This window comes from Arthrobacter sp. JUb119 (assembly GCF_024807995.1).
Lineage (GTDB): Bacteria > Actinomycetota > Actinomycetes > Actinomycetales > Micrococcaceae > Glutamicibacter.
Window position 1 is genome coordinate 418,217 of the sequence record NZ_JANUFE010000003.1, and the last position, 17,266, is coordinate 435,482.

General features: G+C 62.6%; 17 protein-coding genes and 1 pseudogene. 8 read left to right on the plus strand and 10 right to left on the minus strand.

From position 1 onward, the window contains the following. Positions 1 to 45 precede the first annotated feature (45 nt). Genes M2368_RS10905 through M2368_RS10915 form a run of 3 tightly spaced genes read right to left on the minus strand, consistent with a single transcriptional unit; the run spans position 46 to position 762 of the window. Positions 46 to 294 (minus strand): hypothetical protein, encoded by a 249-nt coding sequence (locus M2368_RS10905; RefSeq protein WP_498724459.1) that lies wholly within the window; start codon positions 292 to 294, stop codon positions 46 to 48. A gap of 27 nt (positions 295 to 321) precedes the next feature. Beyond that, on the minus strand, positions 322 to 477 hold the full coding sequence (locus M2368_RS10910) for a hypothetical protein (protein WP_181149051.1): 156 nt from the start codon (positions 475 to 477) through the stop codon (positions 322 to 324). 24 nt (positions 478 to 501) lie between these two features. Then, positions 502 to 762 (minus strand): DUF7218 family protein, encoded by a 261-nt coding sequence (locus M2368_RS10915; RefSeq protein WP_332728642.1) that lies wholly within the window; start codon positions 760 to 762, stop codon positions 502 to 504. 312 nt (positions 763 to 1,074) lie between these two features. Between M2368_RS10915 and M2368_RS10920 the strand changes: the two genes are divergently transcribed. Further along, positions 1,075 to 1,995, plus strand: a complete 921-nt coding sequence (locus tag M2368_RS10920; RefSeq protein ID WP_332503942.1) for an SDR family oxidoreductase — start codon at positions 1,075 to 1,077, stop codon at positions 1,993 to 1,995. A 37-nt stretch (positions 1,996 to 2,032) separates the two neighbouring features. Here the strand turns inward: M2368_RS10920 and M2368_RS10925 are convergent, their stop codons facing one another. Beyond that, positions 2,033 to 3,127: a hypothetical protein gene (locus M2368_RS10925; protein ID WP_332489360.1), complete on the minus strand. Its 1,095-nt coding sequence runs from the start codon at positions 3,125 to 3,127 to the stop codon at positions 2,033 to 2,035. A 245-nt stretch (positions 3,128 to 3,372) separates the two neighbouring features. Between M2368_RS10925 and M2368_RS10930 the strand changes: the two genes are divergently transcribed. Further along, on the plus strand, positions 3,373 to 3,543 hold the full coding sequence (locus M2368_RS10930; protein ID WP_332499153.1) for a hypothetical protein: 171 nt from the start codon (positions 3,373 to 3,375) through the stop codon (positions 3,541 to 3,543). Positions 3,544 to 3,590: 47 nt separating this feature from the next. Beyond that, on the plus strand, positions 3,591 to 4,763 hold the full coding sequence (locus tag M2368_RS10935) for an alcohol dehydrogenase catalytic domain-containing protein (RefSeq protein WP_498724460.1): 1,173 nt from the start codon (positions 3,591 to 3,593) through the stop codon (positions 4,761 to 4,763). 3 nt (positions 4,764 to 4,766) lie between these two features. On the opposite strand, the gene ku is transcribed toward M2368_RS10935, so the two are convergent. Then, positions 4,767 to 5,732 (minus strand): non-homologous end joining protein Ku, encoded by a 966-nt coding sequence (ku, locus tag M2368_RS10940; protein WP_332489357.1) that lies wholly within the window; start codon positions 5,730 to 5,732, stop codon positions 4,767 to 4,769. 164 nt (positions 5,733 to 5,896) lie between these two features. Here ku and M2368_RS10945 point away from each other — a divergent pair, with 164 nt between their 5' ends. From M2368_RS10945 to bcp, 3 genes are all read left to right on the plus strand, one after another. Beyond that, a complete protein-coding gene (locus M2368_RS10945; RefSeq protein WP_498724461.1) occupies positions 5,897 to 8,413 on the plus strand; it encodes an ATP-dependent DNA ligase in 2,517 nt (838 codons plus the stop codon). A gap of 14 nt (positions 8,414 to 8,427) precedes the next feature. Next, positions 8,428 to 8,685 carry a DUF4235 domain-containing protein gene (locus M2368_RS10950; protein ID WP_105656071.1) on the plus strand — a complete coding sequence of 86 codons (258 nt, stop codon included), beginning with the start codon at positions 8,428 to 8,430 and terminating at the stop codon, positions 8,683 to 8,685. 496 nt (positions 8,686 to 9,181) lie between these two features. After that, positions 9,182 to 9,658 (plus strand): thioredoxin-dependent thiol peroxidase, encoded by a 477-nt coding sequence (gene bcp, locus M2368_RS10955; protein WP_105656374.1) that lies wholly within the window; start codon positions 9,182 to 9,184, stop codon positions 9,656 to 9,658. A gap of 135 nt (positions 9,659 to 9,793) precedes the next feature. Here the strand turns inward: bcp and M2368_RS10960 are convergent, their stop codons facing one another. From M2368_RS10960 to M2368_RS10975, 4 genes and pseudogenes are all read right to left on the minus strand, one after another. Beyond that, complete coding sequence (locus M2368_RS10960) at positions 9,794 to 10,873, minus strand: carboxylate-amine ligase (RefSeq protein ID WP_332727811.1); 1,080 nt, start codon at positions 10,871 to 10,873, stop codon at positions 9,794 to 9,796. 328 nt (positions 10,874 to 11,201) lie between these two features. Then, positions 11,202 to 12,195 (minus strand): annotated as a pseudogene (locus tag M2368_RS10965) (DDE-type integrase/transposase/recombinase). After that, positions 12,192 to 13,370, minus strand: coding sequence for a Cmx/CmrA family chloramphenicol efflux MFS transporter (locus tag M2368_RS10970; RefSeq protein ID WP_105662086.1), 1,179 nt, complete (start codon positions 13,368 to 13,370; stop codon positions 12,192 to 12,194). Before M2368_RS10970 ends, M2368_RS10965 begins: the two are co-directional and overlap by 4 nt. Before the next feature lie 21 nt (positions 13,371 to 13,391). Then, positions 13,392 to 13,445: a chloramphenicol resistance leader peptide gene (locus M2368_RS10975; protein ID WP_124770126.1), complete on the minus strand. Its 54-nt coding sequence runs from the start codon at positions 13,443 to 13,445 to the stop codon at positions 13,392 to 13,394. A 678-nt stretch (positions 13,446 to 14,123) separates the two neighbouring features. Between M2368_RS10975 and M2368_RS10980 the strand changes: the two genes are divergently transcribed. Continuing rightward, positions 14,124 to 14,441, plus strand: a complete 318-nt coding sequence (locus M2368_RS10980) for a hypothetical protein (RefSeq protein WP_434689401.1) — start codon at positions 14,124 to 14,126, stop codon at positions 14,439 to 14,441. Between the two features lie 143 nt (positions 14,442 to 14,584). Here M2368_RS10980 and M2368_RS10985 read toward each other — a convergent pair whose 3' ends face one another. After that, a complete protein-coding gene (locus tag M2368_RS10985) occupies positions 14,585 to 15,961 on the minus strand; it encodes an NAD-dependent succinate-semialdehyde dehydrogenase (RefSeq protein ID WP_332727745.1) in 1,377 nt (458 codons plus the stop codon). A 430-nt stretch (positions 15,962 to 16,391) separates the two neighbouring features. On the opposite strand from M2368_RS10985, the gene M2368_RS10990 reads away from it, so the two are divergent. After that, positions 16,392 to 17,264: a hypothetical protein gene (locus tag M2368_RS10990; protein ID WP_498724462.1), complete on the plus strand. Its 873-nt coding sequence runs from the start codon at positions 16,392 to 16,394 to the stop codon at positions 17,262 to 17,264. The last annotated feature ends 2 nt before the right edge of the window (positions 17,265 to 17,266 follow it).

A 17,266-nucleotide genomic window follows, 5' to 3' on the forward strand; every position in this document is an offset into this window, starting at 1 on the left:
ACGCTCTGCCCTTGTTCTGCTGCGATTCTCCTCAAGGGATCGCCGTCACCGTCCGTTGGCGTCGGTGCCGGCGCGTGGATCATCCAGTGAGCTCGGTCCGCGAATAATGCGGTACAGGCCGTAGATGAAGACCAATGCGCCCCAGCCGGCCACGATCCATAGCGGTCCCGAGGTGCTGTCCGGCGCTGCGAGCAGCGCATAGATGGCGAATCCTACTGCCACCAGTCCGCCCACAATCACCAGCCATAGACCAGGCCGACGCCTGCGGGTGCTGTCCACTGGTTTGCCAGTCATGGCTTTTCCCTTCGCTGGAGGGAAAGTTCAGCCCGCGTCATAGCGTTCTTCCCTTTCCTCGGATTCATCTTCGGTGTTCTCGTTGATGCTGCCGCGGCGAACCACGCGCTCGTCCCCTGGCTGGGCATCCTCATCCGGTTGGGTGGTGCGCGCCGGATTTTCAGGCTTCTCGCGTTCACTCATTGCTTCTCCTTCCATGGCGGTCTGCTATGAATTGCGCAGGGCTTCGATGAGTTCGGCCTTGCGCATTTTCGAACGGCCATTAATCCCGATTTCCTTGGCCCGGTCCTGCAGTTCCCCGACCGTCCAGTCCTCGTAGTCTCCGGCTTTGCCTCCGCGCTTGCCCAATGCTGACCGGCCGTCGCGGGCGGCGGCGTTGGCGATGCGCGCCGACTTCTGCTTGGAGTTCCCCTCCTCGCGCAGCTCCTCGTAGAGTTCTTCATCCTTGATCCGGCTCTTGCCTGCCATGGGTTTCCTCCCTCGTACGCTTCGCCAGCTGGCCCTTTTGCAGTGCCAGCACTGTGCGTTCCACGCTAGCCACTTCACTGATCAGGGGACAGTGCCCCTGCCGGACTTTGCGCTGAATCCCAGACTTCAGCGGTAGCACAATTCATGCAGCGGGGTGCGAAACTGGATCTTCGCAGAAAAAAGTCTGGCTGTTGCCGCCGAAGGTGGAGGTGATCCTGGCGCAGCGGAAGGCCCGGAGCAAACTGGAATTGAACCCGGACGCCGCTGAGCGCACCGCGCCGGCGTCCTGCCGCAACAGCAGGAGGAGATCCCATGCCCGAGAAGAATCCCCAGGACCGCACTGAGCCGCTCGGTACCGAAAGCGAAGACCGCGCCGGCAAGGAAAAGATCAGCCCGCCCGAACAGCGCCAGGAGGAACCCGGCCTGGACCGGGACCTGAAGCCCAAGGCGGATCATGGCGAGCGCAGCTACAAGGGCCGGGACCGGCTGGCCGGAAAACGCGCCCTGGTCACCGGCGGCGACTCCGGCATTGGCGCGGCGGTGGCTATCGCCTTTGCCCGCGAGGGAGCCAAGGTCGCCTTGGCCTATCTGCCCGCCGAACAGCCTGATGCCGATGCCATCGCCGGGGTCCTGGAAGATGCGGGAGTCGAAGTCCACTTGCTGCCCGGGGACCTGCGGGACCGCAATTACCGCGATTCATTGATCGACGAGGCGGTGACCGCCTTGGATGGCTTGGATATCCTGGTGAACAACGCCGGCAAGCAGATCAGCGTCGAGTCCTTGGAAGAGCTGAGCGACGAGCAGGTCGAAGCCACCTTCGATGTGAACATTTTCGCGATGTTCGCCTTGAGCCGCGCAGCCCTGCAGGTGCTTCCCGAAGGCGGATCCATCATCAACACCACCTCCATCCAGGCCTTCGATCCCTCGGATCACCTGATGGACTATGCCGCCACCAAGGGCGCGATCAGCAACTTCACCAAGTCGCTGGCGTCCCAGGCAGCGAAGAAGGGCATCCGGGTCAATGCCGTGGCTCCGGGCCCCATCTGGACTCCATTGCAGCCTTCGGATGGCCAGCCGATCGAAGCGCTGCCTGAGTTCGGCCACGATACCTGGCTTGGCCGGGCCGGCCAGCCGGTGGAAGTGGCCCCGGCCTATGTGTTCCTGGCCAGCGATGAGGCTTCCTACGTGGTTGGTTCCACGGTTCACGTGAACGGCGGCAAGAACCAGCCGTAGCACGGCGAAAAGGTCCCCGGGCGATAGGGCCCGGGGATCATTCCACGTCATCCTTGCTGATGGTGAATTCCATATTCCTCCGCTCGTATTCGCGCTGGCTGAAGGTGGCGCGCTGGACTTCCTTGACCTCGTCAAAACTGGAGCCGATGGCTCCGCCCATGGTTCCCAGCGAGGATGCCAGCCAGGCAAGGTTGATGTATTCGGCCATCGTGACATCGTGGCGCAGCTGGTAGGCGAGATATTCCTGGTCAATGACAATCAGCGAGCCGGCCAGCAGGGCAAGGAACAAAAGCAGGTACATGACTGTCGCGGCAAACCCGACCGTCAGCACGGTGGCCGCGTTGTAAACGACCATCCGCTCGCGGCGGCGGTTGCCCTTGGGCCTCTCCCACAACCGGTTGTGCAGCAGCAGCCAGAGCGTGAGGATCAGGATGCTTGAGACCGTGATCAGCGAAAGCCGCCCGGCAGGCAGGTAGTCGGCCATGGACCAGATGCTCGTGTAGAACACGCCGAAAGCACCAGTGGCCACCGCACCTGCCATCGCGGAGGAAAGCCGCGGCACCAGTTTCCACGGCTGGTTGCTGCGCACCATCCCGGCAATCAGCAGCAGCCGCCCGCGCAAACCCTCGATGCTCGAGATGCGGTTCTGCTCGTTCTGCCCGTCCTGCCGGCTGGCGTGCACGCTCATCGCCCTTCCCAGCGGGGTCGGAGGCGGAGCCGGCTGCTTGCCGGTAGCCAATTCCCTGACCAGTTCGGCCAGTTCCCGTGCCACGGTGCGTGGTCGGGCCAACCCGAGGCTCGGCATGGAAAGCACGGCCGAGGCATCCTCGACGGAAATCACCGAACGCACCGGCCGGTTCTGCACATAGTGCGGTGCATCCGTGAGGTAGATGATGAAGTCCCAGCCATGCTTCTCCCGGAGCCTGGGCACCTTGTCGTTCAGCGCGACCCGTCCGCTCTCCCCCAAGGGCAGGGAAAAGGGTGCCACCTGCACGTCCCATTGCTGCTCGTGCTCCTGCAGCTTCTCCATGACCCCTTCCAGCCGGGCAGCGATCCGATTGGCCATCGCATCGGCTATGCCAGGGTCGGCAATTAATCCCACCGTGCGCTTCTCGGGCTCTTGCACGCTCATCAGCACCTCGCAGCTCTCAGGGCAGCAGTTTGGCCCGCTCCCACAGCACACATTAGGAAGTCGCGCCCGGGCCTGCAGTGCCGTTCAGCAACCTTGCAGGAATCAGCCCCGGCAGTGCACGCTTGATCCCCGGAATTCCGGGGATCCCCGACTCACAGGCAATGCCCATCAAACTTGCCTTGTTGCCTGCTGCCCGGTGTGGAATGGTCGGTGCCATCGCCCATCTGATGAAGAAAGGACCATCCATGGAATCCAACCAGCCAGAAGAAGAGCGGCACGCGGGGATCACTCCAACGCCCGATGAGCCCGCGGAGGAAAAACAGAATTCTGTCGGGGACCACGAAGACGCGTTCGAGCAGCCAGCCGAGGAGCAGGACCCGGACCAGGTTGACACCGACCAGTTCAATACCGACTGATCCGCGTTTGTGTTCCGCCGGCAACGATACGACTAGGAGATAACCTCTTGAAAGCATTGACATGGCAAGGCAAGCGAAAGATCGGTTTCAGCGATGTCCCGGATCCGGTGATCCAGGATCCCGGGGACATCATCATCAAGGTCACTTCCACCGCGATCTGCGGATCGGACCTGCATCTCTATGAGCTGCTGGGCCCCTACATGCATGCCGGCGACGTGCTGGGCCACGAAACCATGGGCATCGTCCAGGAAGTTGGCAGCGGCATCACCAAGCTGTCGGTAGGCGACCGGGTAGTCATCCCGTTCAACATCTCCTGCGGCCACTGCTGGATGTGCCAGCACGACCTGCAGTCGCAGTGCGAGACCACCCAGGTGCGCAAGCACGGCAAGGGCGCCCAATTCTTCGGATACTCCGAACTCTACGGACAGGTGCCCGGTGGCCAAGCCGAATACCTGCGCGTGCCCCATGCCGATTACGGTGCGGTGAAAGTTGGCGACCAGCTGCCCGACCACCGCTACCTTTTCCTCTCCGATATCCTGCCCACCGCGTGGCAGGGCGTGCACTACGCCAATGTCCCCGACGGCGGAACCCTCGCGGTCTACGGGCTCGGGCCGGTGGGCCAGCTCGCCGCGCGCATCGGCCGGCACCTGGGCTATGAGGTGCTGGGCATCGACCCGGTGGCAGAACGCCGCGCCATGGCGGAGCGCCACGGCATCCAGACCCTGGACTTCACCAAGGACACCGTGGGCGAATTGCGCGGGCGCACCGGTCGAGGCCCCGATGCCGTGCTCGATGCGGTGGGCATGGAAGCCCATGGTTCCCCGGTCTCCTCGATGTTCCAGCAAGCCACCGGGTTGCTGCCGGACAGGGCCGCGCAGCTGGCCATGGAGAACGTCTCCGCGGACCGCACCAGCGTGCTGGATTCGGCCATCGATGCCGTGCGCCGCGGCGGCACCCTGTCGATCAGCGGTGTCTATGCCGGGGCCGCCACCCCGATGCCGATGGTAAAGCTGTTCGACAAGCAGATCCAGATCCGCCAGGGCCAATGCAATGTGCGCTCATGGACCCAGAGGCTGCTGCCGCTGGCCGAGGATGCAGCCGACCCGCTGGGCCTGGACGACTTGGTCACGCACGAGCAGCCGCTCTCGAACGGTCCGCAGATGTACGAGACCTTCCAGAAGAAGCAGGATGCGTGTATCAAGGTGGTGCTCAAGCCCTAGCGGCTAGGCGCTTTTCTTCCCGGAACCGGAGGCCTTCTTCTTGTGTGGCGAGGAGGAGGCCTCCTTTGCCGTTGCCTTCTTCGTGGCCGGCTTCTTGGCTGCCGTTTTCTTCGCAGGTTTCTTCGCCGCTGGCTTCTTCGCTGCAGGGGCCTTCCCATCCTCGTCGGTCTGCGCCGGGGCCTTGGCCTTGCGCCCGTCGATGCTGCGCTTGAGCGCCTCCATCAGATCGATGACCTCCCCGGACTCGCTGCTCTGGTCCGGGGAACCGAAAGTCGCCTCGGTATCCAGGTCCTCACCCTGCTCGATTTTCGCTTCGATCAGCGCCTGCAGCTGGACCTGGTAGTCATCCTGGAACTCGTCCGGCGTGAAATCACTGCTGTACTGGTCCACCAGGGAGGCAGACATCTTCAGTTCCTGCTCGCTGATCCGCGGTGATTTCTCCGGTGCCACTGCCTCGGCATCGCGCAGCTCGTCCGCCCACATGACCGCTTGCAGCACCATCACCTTGGATCGGACACGCAAGATGCCCAGCCGGGTCTTCTGGCGCAGGGCGAAGCGCACCACTGCCAGCTTCTCGGTGTCCTGAAGCGTTCGGCGCAATAGCTCGTAGGCCTTGGGCGATTTGGAGTCCGCCTGGAGATAGTAGCTCTTCTCCAGCATCAGGGGATCTACTTGGCTGGCCGGGACGAACTGGACCACCTCGATTTCGCGGCTCTTCTCCGCAGGCAACGCGTCCATGTCCTCATCGGTGAGCACAATGGTCCGTTCTCCGTCCTCATAGGCCTTGTCCAGATCCTTGTAGGCGATTTTCTTCCCGCACACTTCGCATCGGCGCTCGTAGCGGATCCGTCCGCCGTCCTTGTCATGGACCTGGTGCAGGTCGATGTCGTGGTCCTCGGTGGCGCCGTAGGCCTTGACCGGCACGTTCACCAGGCCGAAGGCAATTGATCCAGTCCAGATAGCTCGCATGGGCATAGTGAAGCATCTTTCCAGCCAGTGTGTCACTGCCCTAGTGATTCTGGCAGGCGGCGCTGAGGTTCGGCAGCGCGAAACGCAAAGCTTGCTTGGAACGCTGGATTCCCCGGCGCCGCTCGGGAAGATTGGTCCTCATAAGGCAAAGCAAAGGACAGCGCATGGCACGCAGGGAGCAAACCGTCACCGTCGCGGGGCACACGCTGAAGGTCAGCAATCTGGATAAGGTCCTGTACCCGCAGACCGGGACCACCAAGGGCGAAGTCATGGACTACTTCCAGCAGGTGGCCCCGGTGCTGATTCCGCATGCCGCGTGGCGCCCGGCCACCCGCAAGCGCTGGGTGGACGGCGTGGGGACCCCCGAAGAACCGGGCAAGGTGTTTTTCCGCAAGGATCTCGAGGACTCTGCCCCAGGCTGGATTCCCTCGGCCAAGCTGCAGCACAAGACCCACTCCAATATCTATCCGCTAGTCAACAACGAGGCGGTGCTGGCCTGGATGGCCCAGGTGGCTGCGCTGGAAATCCATGTTCCCCAGTGGCGCTTCGATTCCTCGCTGGAACCTGCCAATCCGGACCGGCTGGTGCTGGACCTGGATCCCGGTCCGGGCGCCGGCTTGGAGCAGTGCGCTGAAGTCGCCTTGATCTGCCGGGAGATTCTCGACGGCATGGACCTGCCCAGCTTTCCAGTGACCTCCGGTTCCAAGGGCATCCACCTCTATGCCGGACTGGATGGCAAATACACCTCGGAGCAAGTCAACGAGGTGGCCAAGGAATTGGCCTCCACCTTGCAGAAGGAGCATCCGCAACTGGTTCTCGCCAGCATGAAGCGCTCGCTGCGCGAGAACAAGGTGTTCGTGGACTGGAGCCAGAACAACGCCTCGAAGACTACCGTGTGCCCGTATTCTCTGCGCGGCCGCGCACGGCCCACTGTCGCGGCCCCGCGGACCTGGGAGGAAATCGAAGCGCCGGGGTTGGAGCAGCTGGACTTCCACGAGGTGCTGGACCGCATTGCTGATGGAATCGATCCGCTGGCGCAGCTGGCCTCGGGACAACAGCAGGATCCCGATCGCCTGGCGGTCTACCGCTCCAAGCGCGATGCGGCGCTGACACCTGAACCGGTGCCGGAGCAATCCGGGAATTCCCAGTCCATGCAGCCGGGCGGAAAGGACGGCACCGGCCTCTCCTTTGTCATCCAGGAACATCATGCCCGCGCGCTGCATTGGGATTTTCGCCTGGAGCACGACGGAGTGCTGGTCTCCTGGGCGGTGCCCAAAGGTCCACCCCTGGAACCAGGAATCCAGCGCTTGGCGGTCATGACCGAAGACCATCCGCTCTCCTACGCAAGCTTCGAAGGCAGCATCCCCAAGGGCCAATACGGTGCCGGGGAAGTATCGATCTGGGATTCGGGAAGTTGCACCATCGAGAAGTGGCGCGAAGGCAAAGAAGTCATCGCAGTGCTCACCGGCTCCCGCGAGGGCGGGCTGGGTGGAGTGGACCGGCGGTTCGTGCTGATCCAGGCCGCAGGGATGGGCGGCAAGGACAATTGGCTGCTGCAGCTGGCCAAGGAACAGCCGGGCGGAGGCGAGGCGGGAACGTCCGCTGATTCCGGTGGCGGAGAACCGGAGGCTGCTCGCGAGCCTAGCGCCAAGCAGGCCGTGGCTGATCTGTCGGGCCAAGCGTTGCGCCCCATGCTGGCCACTGCCGGCACTGCTCGGGAGATCTCCGGCGAGCGGGGTTGGAGCTTTGAAATGAAATGGGACGGCTACCGCGCGTTGGCAGTAGTCGATGGCGCCAAAACCAAGCTGATCAGCCGCAACGGCCACGACCTGACCGGAGACTTCCCGGAACTCGAAATCCTCGGTTCGCTGCTGCCGGAACGCTGTGTGGTGGACGGGGAAATCGTCGCCCTGGATTCTTCGGGCCGCCCTGACTTCTCGCTGCTCCAGCAACGGGTGGCCCACCAGCGGAAGAAACGCACGAAGCAGGCCTCGGCCATCAGGATCCAGTACCTGGTCTTCGACGTGCTGCAGCTGCCATATGACAAGGATGCAGGACTGGTGGATCTGACGGCTCTGCCCTACGAGCAACGCCGCCAACGGCTTGCGGGCCTGGATCTCGACCACCAGTACGTGCAGGTGCCACCGGCCCACACCGGGACCTTGGAGCAGGCCATCGAGACCAGCCGTGCGCTGGGCCTGGAAGGCGTGGTGGCCAAGGAACGCGACTCCGTCTACGAGCTGGGCCGGCGCAGCACCAGCTGGGTGAAGCTCAAGCACCAGCGGCACCAGGAAGCTGTGGTGATTGGCTGGCGGTCTGGACAGGGGTCGCGTAGCCGCAGCCTGGCCTCGCTGCTGCTGGCCATTCCGGGAAATGGCGGCTTGGAATACGCCGGCCGGGTGGGCACCGGATTCAGCGACGCGCAACTGGCCGAAATCCGCGAGCGGCTTGAAAAGATCGAACGCAAGACTCCCCCGGCCAAGAACATCCCGGCAGCGCATCAAAGCGATGCCCACTGGGTGAGTCCGAAATACGTGGCAGAAGTCCGATACAGCGAACTGACCTCGGACCGCCTTCTGCGCCATCCGGTGTGGCGCGGCTGGCGCGAAGAGAAGCAACCGGATGAGGTCCGCTGGGAACCGGCAGATCCGGCCGGGAACCAAACTCCAACTAACCACTAACAGAGGAGCAGAACATGAAATTGCTGGTAAAGATCTTCGGAACCCTGATTTCGCTCGGCGCAGGCTGGCTCGGAGCCAAGCTCGTCTCCGGGGTCTGGCATAAAGCCATGGGTGAAGAACCGCCATCCCTGGCCAACCCCGAAAAGCAGCAGCAGGCCGCCGTAGGCAAGGTGCTGGCGTTCGCCGTGATCTCGGGGGCAAGCGCTTCTGCCATCCAGGCCATGGCCAAACGGTGGACGCGTTCCCTCGAAGCCAAGGCCGCCAACCGCTAGCAGGCCGCATTCTGGCCGGTAACCGGATGCACCGGGTCGCGCAGCTGTTGCCAGTTGCCCGCCTCGGTGTTTTCGTTGGTGCAGGGCAGCTTTCTGCGCGGTGTCCACTGCCCTAGTGCATCGCGGATGGCTGAAGGCCTGCGGGACTCGCATGGTGATCAATTGGCCGGGCGACAGTTTCGCCAGCACGCAGAACTGCCAACGGGAAAGCAATCTTTTGCACCAGCCAAGCCTTCCTTGATGCCTTGGAAGTGTGCGACACGGTCCATGGCGAGGTTATTGCCTTCCAGAAGTCGTTGGATCGCTCCCGGCTGGCGTTCTGCTCTGGCAGGCAGGAACACCCCGGAAAGTTCGGTAACCGCGAGGACACCAGAGCATCAGGGCGCGAATGCTCAGTGGTCCAGTCCGTTGGAAATATATCCCAGAAGTCTCTGGCATTGAGTGCATCCACTGAATTAGAATGAAAACAAAATATCACTATATGAAAGTTGAATCGATGACTGCCCATTCTTCTCCGCTCACCGCCGGCCAGCCAGCGCCAGCCTTCTCCCTGCAAGATGCCAAGGGAGAGACCATCTCGCTTTCGGATTATTCAGGGCAGAAAGTCATCGTGTATTTCTACCCCAAGGCCGCGACTCCCGGCTGCACCACCGAGGCCTGCGATTTCCGCGACAACCTCAATTCGCTGCAGGCCGCAGGATTCTCCGTTCTGGGCATCTCCCCGGACGCGCCAGAAGAGCTGGCAGCCTTCGCTAGCGATGAATCGCTGAACTTCCCGCTGCTTTCCGACCCGGGCAACGAAGTTGCCAAAGCCTACGGCTCCTACGGTGAAAAGAACATCGGGGAAAAGACCGTCGTGGGCACCCTGCGCTCCACCGCTGTCATCGATGAAGACGGCAGCATCCGCCAAATTGAATATGCCGTGGATGCCCAGGGGCATGTGGCGCGACTTCGCGATTCCCTCGGAATCTAGAGGATTCCGCACCCGGATCTTTCCGGTGCCAGCCCGGATGCTTCGAGCCGGGGCCAGCTTTCACCGGCCCCGGCCACACCCTGCAGTCTGCAGTCTGCAGTCTGCAGTCTGCGTTGAGGATCCCTGGACGGCAAGCTACATCTGCATCTCGGAATGGGCATTGGCCAACAGATGCGTGAAAGCACCGCGCTCGAATGCAGCCCGCTGGCGGACCGCTCCATTGCCTGTCTCCAGCATGTTCCTGAGTGAAATCACAGCATAGTCGTAATCTCCATGTTCCTTCAGTGCGCCCTCAATGAGTCGGAGCATTCTGCGGGCCAGTTCCTCCACAGCGACCGGCTCTCCGGTTCGCGTGTCCACGTGCACTCCGGTGATTCCGTTCTTGGCCGCTTGCCACAGTGACAGATCCAGGACTTCGGGCAGATACTCGATCGCATCGAATTCGCCGGCCACCGCAGTCTCGACCAGCCCTCGCATGAGCACGGCCAGCAATACCGAATCTTGCGCTCGCAACTGCGAGTCCGCGACCCGAATTTCGAGTGTCGGGTACTTTTCCGACAACCGGGCGGACCATCCGATGTGGCCTGGGTCGGGAACCGCATCGGTTCCATTGATTCGCGCAAGCCGAGTCCCATAGTCTTTCGAATCCTTGAAGTACGGCGGAATCCCCTGGACGGACCACTTTCGGTAATGAATGGTTCTCCACGATGAAAAGTTGCTGTCGACCCCTCTCCAATACGGAGAATTGGCGCCCAGGGCGCAAAGAAATGGCAGCCAGCCACGCAAGAAGTTCAGCGCACGAATTCCCGCTTCGGAATCAGGGATGGACACATGGACGTGCAAACCGCACATGTAATGCTCTGACGCTATTCCGGAAACGAAGTTGCCGATTTCCCGATACCTTGCATTATCGGTCAGCTCCGGAGCCTGCTGGGCAATCATCGGCGCCGCGCCCAAACCCGCGACCAGCAGGCCGCGGGAGGCCGCTTCGCCTGCCAGAGCCCTGCGGAAACTTCCCAGCTCATGCAGGGCCTGATCCCGGTCTTCGCAGATGGCGCTGGCATGTTCTATTTGGCAAGCAAGCAATTCGTTCTGCACTTCGCCATCTCGTTGCGAATCCAGCGCTTGCCGTAACGCTTCTTTATCCGTGCTGGCCGGCAACCCTGTTTCTGCGTCGAACATGAAGAATTCTTCTTCAATGCCAAAGGTGCTCATTTCGTGCCTCCCGGAATATGGCTGCTAGGGCGTCGGACCAGCAACCGGCCTGTGTGGACTTACTGCTGGCTAATCTGGTCTGCCTGATGCGAACTAGCGGGGAGCTGCTCATCTTTCTTCTTGCGCGGAACGGATTGCCGCATGATCAATCCCCTTTCAGTTAGGCTGCGAATTTCCGGATGGCCGCAGCTTCATCCGCCTCGGCGGCTTGCGTTCTGCGTAAGCGGATTCTGAAACAGTAGATCCCGTAGCCTGGCTGCATCTGCTTGCCCGATGGATTCTCATGGTTTTCCCATCAACCCAGAATGAATCGGACATGAAATCTGAACTAGCTGTGAGGTCCAGGGACATTGTTTAGTCGGGCGAAGGGTGCGCAGCCAATCGCTGAGTGGTGTCGGTGGTGGTTGTAGAAGTGGAGCCAGCCGGGCAGAGCCAGGCATCGCTCGGCGTTTGAACCGTAAAACTTGGCATAAGCCCACCCGCCCCCCCGAGTGTGCGGTGGAACCGCTCGATCGTCCCGTTCGTCTGCGGCTGGTAGGGAGGTGCTCGCTTGTGTCTGATGCCAATCCGAGCGCAGAAGTCCCTCCAAAGGTGGGATCTGTAGGCCGACCCGTTGTCGGATAGGACTCGCTCGACGGTCACGCCCCGTTCAGCGAACCAGGCCACAGCGCGTTCGAGAACTCCCACCGCTGCGCTTGCCCGCTCGTCCATGCAGATCTCTGCATAAGCGGCTCGGGGGTGGTCGTCGATCACTGTGTGAACGAACGCCGTTCCAGTCCGCGGCTTGTGGTCTTTGCCTCTGGGCAGTCCCGGAGTGGCGGTTCTGTTCCGTGCGCCTTGCTGTCGACCAACGTAACGATGTCCACCACCGTCGGGGATATTCCCGAACTTCGTGACATCGACATGGATCAACGATCCCGGATAAGGGTGTCCATATCGCCGCAAGGGCTCACCAGTGACACGATCGATAAGGGAGAGGCGGTTCACGCGGCAACGGGCGAGGACCGCGTGAACCATGGACGCCGGGAGACCAAGTCACGCAGCGATCTGGGCTGGACCAGCCGAAGTCGCAAGCGCAGATTGATGATCTGCTTCTTCTAGGCATGCTCGGGCGTCCTGCCTGGACTGCAATGCGGCCTGCTGGAGCGATCCTGCATCCCATGCCCACCCTCTTCCCGTCAACGACCGGCCCCCTTCCGGGCAGTGATCGGAGAGAGCATATACATCTTCGCTGCCATCGTGGCCGGATAGCCGTCTTCAACAATCAGACGGGCTATCCGGAGACGGGTACGAGGCGTGAGCAGCGCATTTGGATCAGTCATCGATTGGCCTCCGCAGTGGTTTCCAAAAGCGTGCGCCGGCTCAGCACCATGGTCAAGAGCGCGGCCGCCGCCAATGCCGCGGCCACCCAGACCGGCGCGAGCACCCCCAACCCTGCCGCGAGCCCGAACGCGCCAAGCACAGGACCCGCCGCGGCACCGAGGTTCAATGCCGCGGTTGCGTACGAACCGCCCATCGTTGGAGCAGCCGACGCTGCATACAGCACACGCGTGATCAAGGTGCTGCCAACGCCGAACGACAGGAAGCCCTGAACGAAGACGAGGACGATAAGCGCAACGGGATGCGACGCGACCAATGCCAATCCGATCCATCCTGTCAGCAGCAGCGGGCCGCCGACTGCAAGCACGACGCCGGGGCGTTGATCTGACAGTCGCCCAGCGATCGTGACGCCAAGGAATGATCCGACGCCGAACATCACCAGTGCGAAGGACACCCACCCATCAGCCATCCCCGCAGTCTCGGTCACTACGGGGGCGAGGAAGGTGAACGCCGCAAAGGTCCCTCCGTTGATCAGCGCTCCAAGTGCCATGGCCAGGATGAGCCGCGGCGTCGCCAACTGGCTGAGCTCGGCACGAAGCCTTGGCGAGGACCCGGCAGTTGCGGTCTGACCGGCATTGTTCGTGATCCCTCGAACGACTCCGAAGACCGCCGGAATACAGAGGATGGCGACTGCCCAGAACGTCGTTCGCCAGCCCAACGCTGTGCCGAGCAGAGACCCAGCGGGGACACCCGCGACGGTTGCGATCGTCGTGCCGGAGAGCAGGATCGACAGTGCACGCCCCTTCTGGTTCGCTGGCACGAGAGTAGTGGCCGTGCTCAGTGCTACGGCGAGGAATCCTGCGTTTGCAAGAGCGCTGAGCACCCGGGTGATGAGGAGGAGAGCGAACACGGGTGTCATCGCTCCGATGACGTGGCTTCCCGCGAACACGAGAAGGCAGACGATCAACGTGAGCCGCGGTGGCCAACGGCGAGCGAATGCCGCCATCACTGGCGCGCCGATGACCATACCGATCGCGAAGGCCGAAGTCAGCAGGCCCGCCGTGCCGACCGAGACGTCAAGCTCGGTCGCGATCGCGGGGAGCAATCCCGCGAGCATGAATTCTGAAGTGCCCATGACGAAAACCGCCAAGGCAAGCATGTAGAGAGCAAAAGGCATCGAGTACTCCGAGGTGAGAAATCAAGAAATGGTTCTTCTTGTCACCACGGCCAGCACCCCGGGTACGCCAGACATACGCCCACACAGATCGTGGGCGTCGTAACTACTGGTTGAAGGGGCTGGCGGTGTGACCGACAACCCCGGACTTGTCTGACTCGGGACTCGACATATCCCGAACTCTACAGCGCTCGACTGCGCGTGGTGTGGATAGACACGTCCCTAATCGGCACGACGTCGTTGCGCGCGGGGGCAGAACACTGTCCCTGGACATCACAACTGGCTCTGGAAGCGGCAACGATCTGCCCGCAGCTGCGGCGAACAGCAAGCACGGCTGTGGACCTTGGAAATGCGGTCCGTTCCGGCGTACATGCGTGGCCTAGCGACGGGCAGTCCGCGGCAGACCAAACAAACTACTGGCTAGGCCGGGAAATAAGTTCAAAAAGCGCTCCTCTTTGACTGAAAAAAAGCTAGGAGCCCAGGGCCACCCCTCCCGGTCGCAGATGAAATGGCCTAGGTTTGAAACACACTCCGCTTCTCAACGACGGCGAGCCTTGCCTGCCGGCAGGCTAATCCGCAATCTGCGAAGTGGCGTGACTTATGGGGGCTTACTCGAAAGTTACGAACAAAGTGGAGGTAGTACTCATGCCAGGACGTATAGTCAGGTCCAAGACTGCTGAACGTGTCGCCGAACTCCTGGGATCGCGCGAAGGACGCTCCCATTTGAGTGAGTACGGGTGGATCCAAGGAATGCCCGTGATCATTGCACAACTCAACGAGCCGGTAGACGACGTCATGGGCCTCGCTTCCGTTCACAATTGCGCTGTTCTCGTGGCGATACTGGACGGCCAAGGCGAGCAGCTTCGTTTCATCCATGTCTCGCCTCCCAACGGTGCTCTTCGAATCGTCGATGAGACTCCTGCGAATACCCGGATCTGCACGCTCTTCGAGCAAGCGGAGGAAAAAGGAATGCTGGCTTTCCGGGTTCGGTACTGGACCCACACGGCCATTGCCAATGCCCTGCCAGTCTTCACCCCGGAAGAACAGTGGCCGCTGGCGATGACGCGCAGCTAACTGCCGGGGCACCGGAGGTCCCGCCCAGGTGCCGCTGATTCAACGACTCGTTGCTAACCTCATATAGGCCATTTTCGACCAACGGTCCTGGCTTTTTCCGGAATTCTCCGGGAAAGCCAGGACCGTTGCCGCACTCCCCTGGCTTAGCGCCCGGCGATCTTCACCAGCTTGTGGTTGATGAATTCGTCCATGCCGTACTTGCCCAGCTCGCGGCCGATGCCCGAGCGCTTCACGCCGCCAAAAGGCAGCTCAGGGTAGGAAGCCGAAGGCTCGTTGACGGCCACCATGCCGCTTTGCAGCTGCACGGAAACGCGCTCTGCGCGTTCCATGTCCTGGGTGTGGATGGAAGCTCCCAGCCCGTAGTCGGTGTTGTTGGCCAGGGCCACGGCTTCTTCTTCGCCATCCACCTTGTAGAGCACGGCGACCGGGCCGAAGAGCTCCTCGGAGAAGGCACGCATCTCGGGGGTCACCCCGGCAAGGATGGTCGGCTCGTAGAATGCGCCCTCGCCCTGGATCGGCTTGCCGCCGGCCAGGACCTGGGCACCCTTGTCGATGGCATCCTGCACCTGTGCGGCCAAGCCGTCGCGGGCCGCGGCCGAGGACAGCGGGCCAAGGAAGTTCTCCGGCTGGGCCGGGTCGCCCACCTTGATTCCGGCCACCTGCTCCACCAGCGCTTGGGAGAAGTCCTCGTAGACCGAGGAATCGATGATGAAGCGCTTGGCCGCGTTGCAGGCCTGGCCGGTGTTCCCGAAGCGGGCGCGCATGCCCAGCTTGGCGGTGCGCGCCACGTCCGCGTCGTCGAAGACCACGAATGGATCCGAGCCGCCCAGTTCCAGCACCACCTTCTTCAGGTTGCGCCCGGCAATCTCTGCCACGGCCGCTCCGGCGCGCTCGGAACCGGTCAGGGATACTCCCTGCACCCGGCGGTCGGCGATGATGTCCGCGACCTGGTCATTGGTGGCGAAGATGTTCACATACGCGCCTTGCGGGGCTCCTGCTTCCTTGAAGATCTCCTCCATGGCCAGCGCCGACTCCGGGCACTGCGGCGCGTGCTTGAGCAGGATGGTGTTGCCGTTCATCAGGTTCGGCCCGGCGAAGCGTGCCACCTGGTAGTACGGGAAATTCCACGGCATGATGCCCAGCAGCGCACCGACCGCTTCCTTGCGCACCAGCGCCTTGCCGCCCGAAGCGATCTCCAGCTCCTCGTCGGCCAGGTACCCCGGACCGTTCTTGGCGTAGTAGCGGTAGATCGCCGCCACGATGCCGATTTCCCCCAGCGACTGCTTGATGGGCTTGCCCATCTCGCGGGTGATGATCGCGGCCAGCTGATCGGCGCGTGCCTCGTAGATGTCAGCCACCCGCTCCAGCAGGGCGACGCGTTCCTGAAGCGCGGAGACCGACCACTGGGTGTAGGCGTTGTGCGCCTCGGCGATGGCATCCTGGATCTGCGCATCGGTGGCAGTCGGGTAGGTTGCTTCGACTACGCCGGTGGCGGGATTGGTAACGGCATAAGTGGACATGGTGCTCCTTCGAAGATTCGCTTGTTGGACACTTAGCGCCCAGTCTTCCAGCTCCCGTCGCCAATGCCCCGGACTCGTCGGGTATTGGCGTGTTCGCCACGGAAAGTGCCGCTGCTCCTCCAAAGCTGCGAACTGGGCCGCAGCAGGGATTGCAGTACTGCTGGACTCCTCGCAGCTGCGCCGGGTGGTGCGCTGGACGCTCGGGATCCGGCTCGATCCTACTCGCTTGCCTCCTGCTTTCCTGGAAGCTCCGAGCTGTCGCCACCGAACCTGAATGCTTCCTGCGGATTGGCCGCGATCTGTGACCTGCGGCGCGCTCTTGCCTAGCGTCGTAGGCAACCAGCAGCGCTCCGCACGGACTGCGGAGCCGGATGCGCGGCCACCTGCCGCGCCACCCGCAGCTGACGACAGCAGCAGAGGAAGGGAAGACATGAGCACCAACGATCACACCAGTTCGAATCCATTCCCCGATGACCCGCGCAGCACCCCGCAACCCGGAACCGTCCGCCACGGCTTGAACGATCCGGATCCGTTGACCGAGCCGCAAACCGACCTGTTCCCTTCGGGCACTGTCGAACCGGTACCGGCCGACGCGCATGATTCCGATGACCTGCAGTCCGCAGGAAGCGGCAGTACGTCGGGCAAAGCGCAGGCAGCCCAGGATCTGGCGCGCGAGGGCCAGGAATCCGCCACCCACGTACTTGACAGCGCCAAGCAGGAAGCCTCGATGCTCGCTGATCAGGCCAAGGACCAGGCCACCCATCTGTGGGATGAACTCGGCTCCGACCTGAAGGAGCAGACCTCCGCGCAGCAGCGCAAGGTCGCGGCCAACCTGCGCGACATCAGCGATGAGTTCCGCGCCATGCTCGACCAGTCCAGCGCGAGCGGAACCGCCTCCATGCTGGTGGACCAGGCTTCGCATCACAGCGGACAGGCCGCCGATTGGCTCGAACAGCGCGAGCCGCATGACTTGCTGGATGAGGTCAAGGGCTTTGCACGCAAACGCCCTGCCGCCTTCTTGGGGCTGGCGCTGGGCGCTGGGCTGCTGGCAGGACGTATGACCCGGAATGCCAGCGAGCCGAAAAACACCACAGGGCACCGCGACCAGGAACCACGCCCCGGCACCACCAGCGCACCGAACGCCTCGGGCGTTGACGGGCCAGGTCCGGTTCGGGTTGCCCCGTCCTTCCAGGGAACCACCCGCGTGGATTCGGCAGGCAACCCGCTGCATGACGATTCGGTGGATGTTGACCCGCTGCGCTCCTACCCTCCTGGGGATCCGCGCAGCACCGACTACCGCTAGGA

Excerpts from the sequence above, each read along its gene's own strand:
- M2368_RS10905 (WP_498724459.1), bottom strand. The coding sequence starts at position 294 with ATGACTGGCAAACCAGTGGACAGCACCCGCAGGCGTCGGCCTGGTCTA.
- M2368_RS10910 (WP_181149051.1), bottom strand. The coding sequence starts at position 477 with ATGAGTGAACGCGAGAAGCCTGAAAATCCGGCGCGCACCACCCAACCG.
- M2368_RS10915 (WP_332728642.1), bottom strand. The coding sequence starts at position 762 with ATGGCAGGCAAGAGCCGGATCAAGGATGAAGAACTCTACGAGGAGCTG.
- M2368_RS10920 (WP_332503942.1), top strand. The coding sequence starts at position 1,075 with ATGCCCGAGAAGAATCCCCAGGACCGCACTGAGCCGCTCGGTACCGAA.
- M2368_RS10925 (WP_332489360.1), bottom strand. The coding sequence starts at position 3,127 with ATGAGCGTGCAAGAGCCCGAGAAGCGCACGGTGGGATTAATTGCCGAC.
- M2368_RS10930 (WP_332499153.1), top strand. The coding sequence starts at position 3,373 with ATGGAATCCAACCAGCCAGAAGAAGAGCGGCACGCGGGGATCACTCCA.
- ku (WP_332489357.1), bottom strand. The coding sequence starts at position 5,732 with ATGCGAGCTATCTGGACTGGATCAATTGCCTTCGGCCTGGTGAACGTG.
- M2368_RS10945 (WP_498724461.1), top strand. The coding sequence starts at position 5,897 with ATGGCACGCAGGGAGCAAACCGTCACCGTCGCGGGGCACACGCTGAAG.
- M2368_RS10950 (WP_105656071.1), top strand. The coding sequence starts at position 8,428 with ATGAAATTGCTGGTAAAGATCTTCGGAACCCTGATTTCGCTCGGCGCA.
- bcp (WP_105656374.1), top strand. The coding sequence starts at position 9,182 with ATGACTGCCCATTCTTCTCCGCTCACCGCCGGCCAGCCAGCGCCAGCC.
- M2368_RS10960 (WP_332727811.1), bottom strand. The coding sequence starts at position 10,873 with ATGAGCACCTTTGGCATTGAAGAAGAATTCTTCATGTTCGACGCAGAA.
- M2368_RS10970 (WP_105662086.1), bottom strand. The coding sequence starts at position 13,370 with ATGCCTTTTGCTCTCTACATGCTTGCCTTGGCGGTTTTCGTCATGGGC.
- M2368_RS10985 (WP_332727745.1), bottom strand. The coding sequence starts at position 15,961 with ATGTCCACTTATGCCGTTACCAATCCCGCCACCGGCGTAGTCGAAGCA.
- M2368_RS10990 (WP_498724462.1), top strand. The coding sequence starts at position 16,392 with ATGAGCACCAACGATCACACCAGTTCGAATCCATTCCCCGATGACCCG.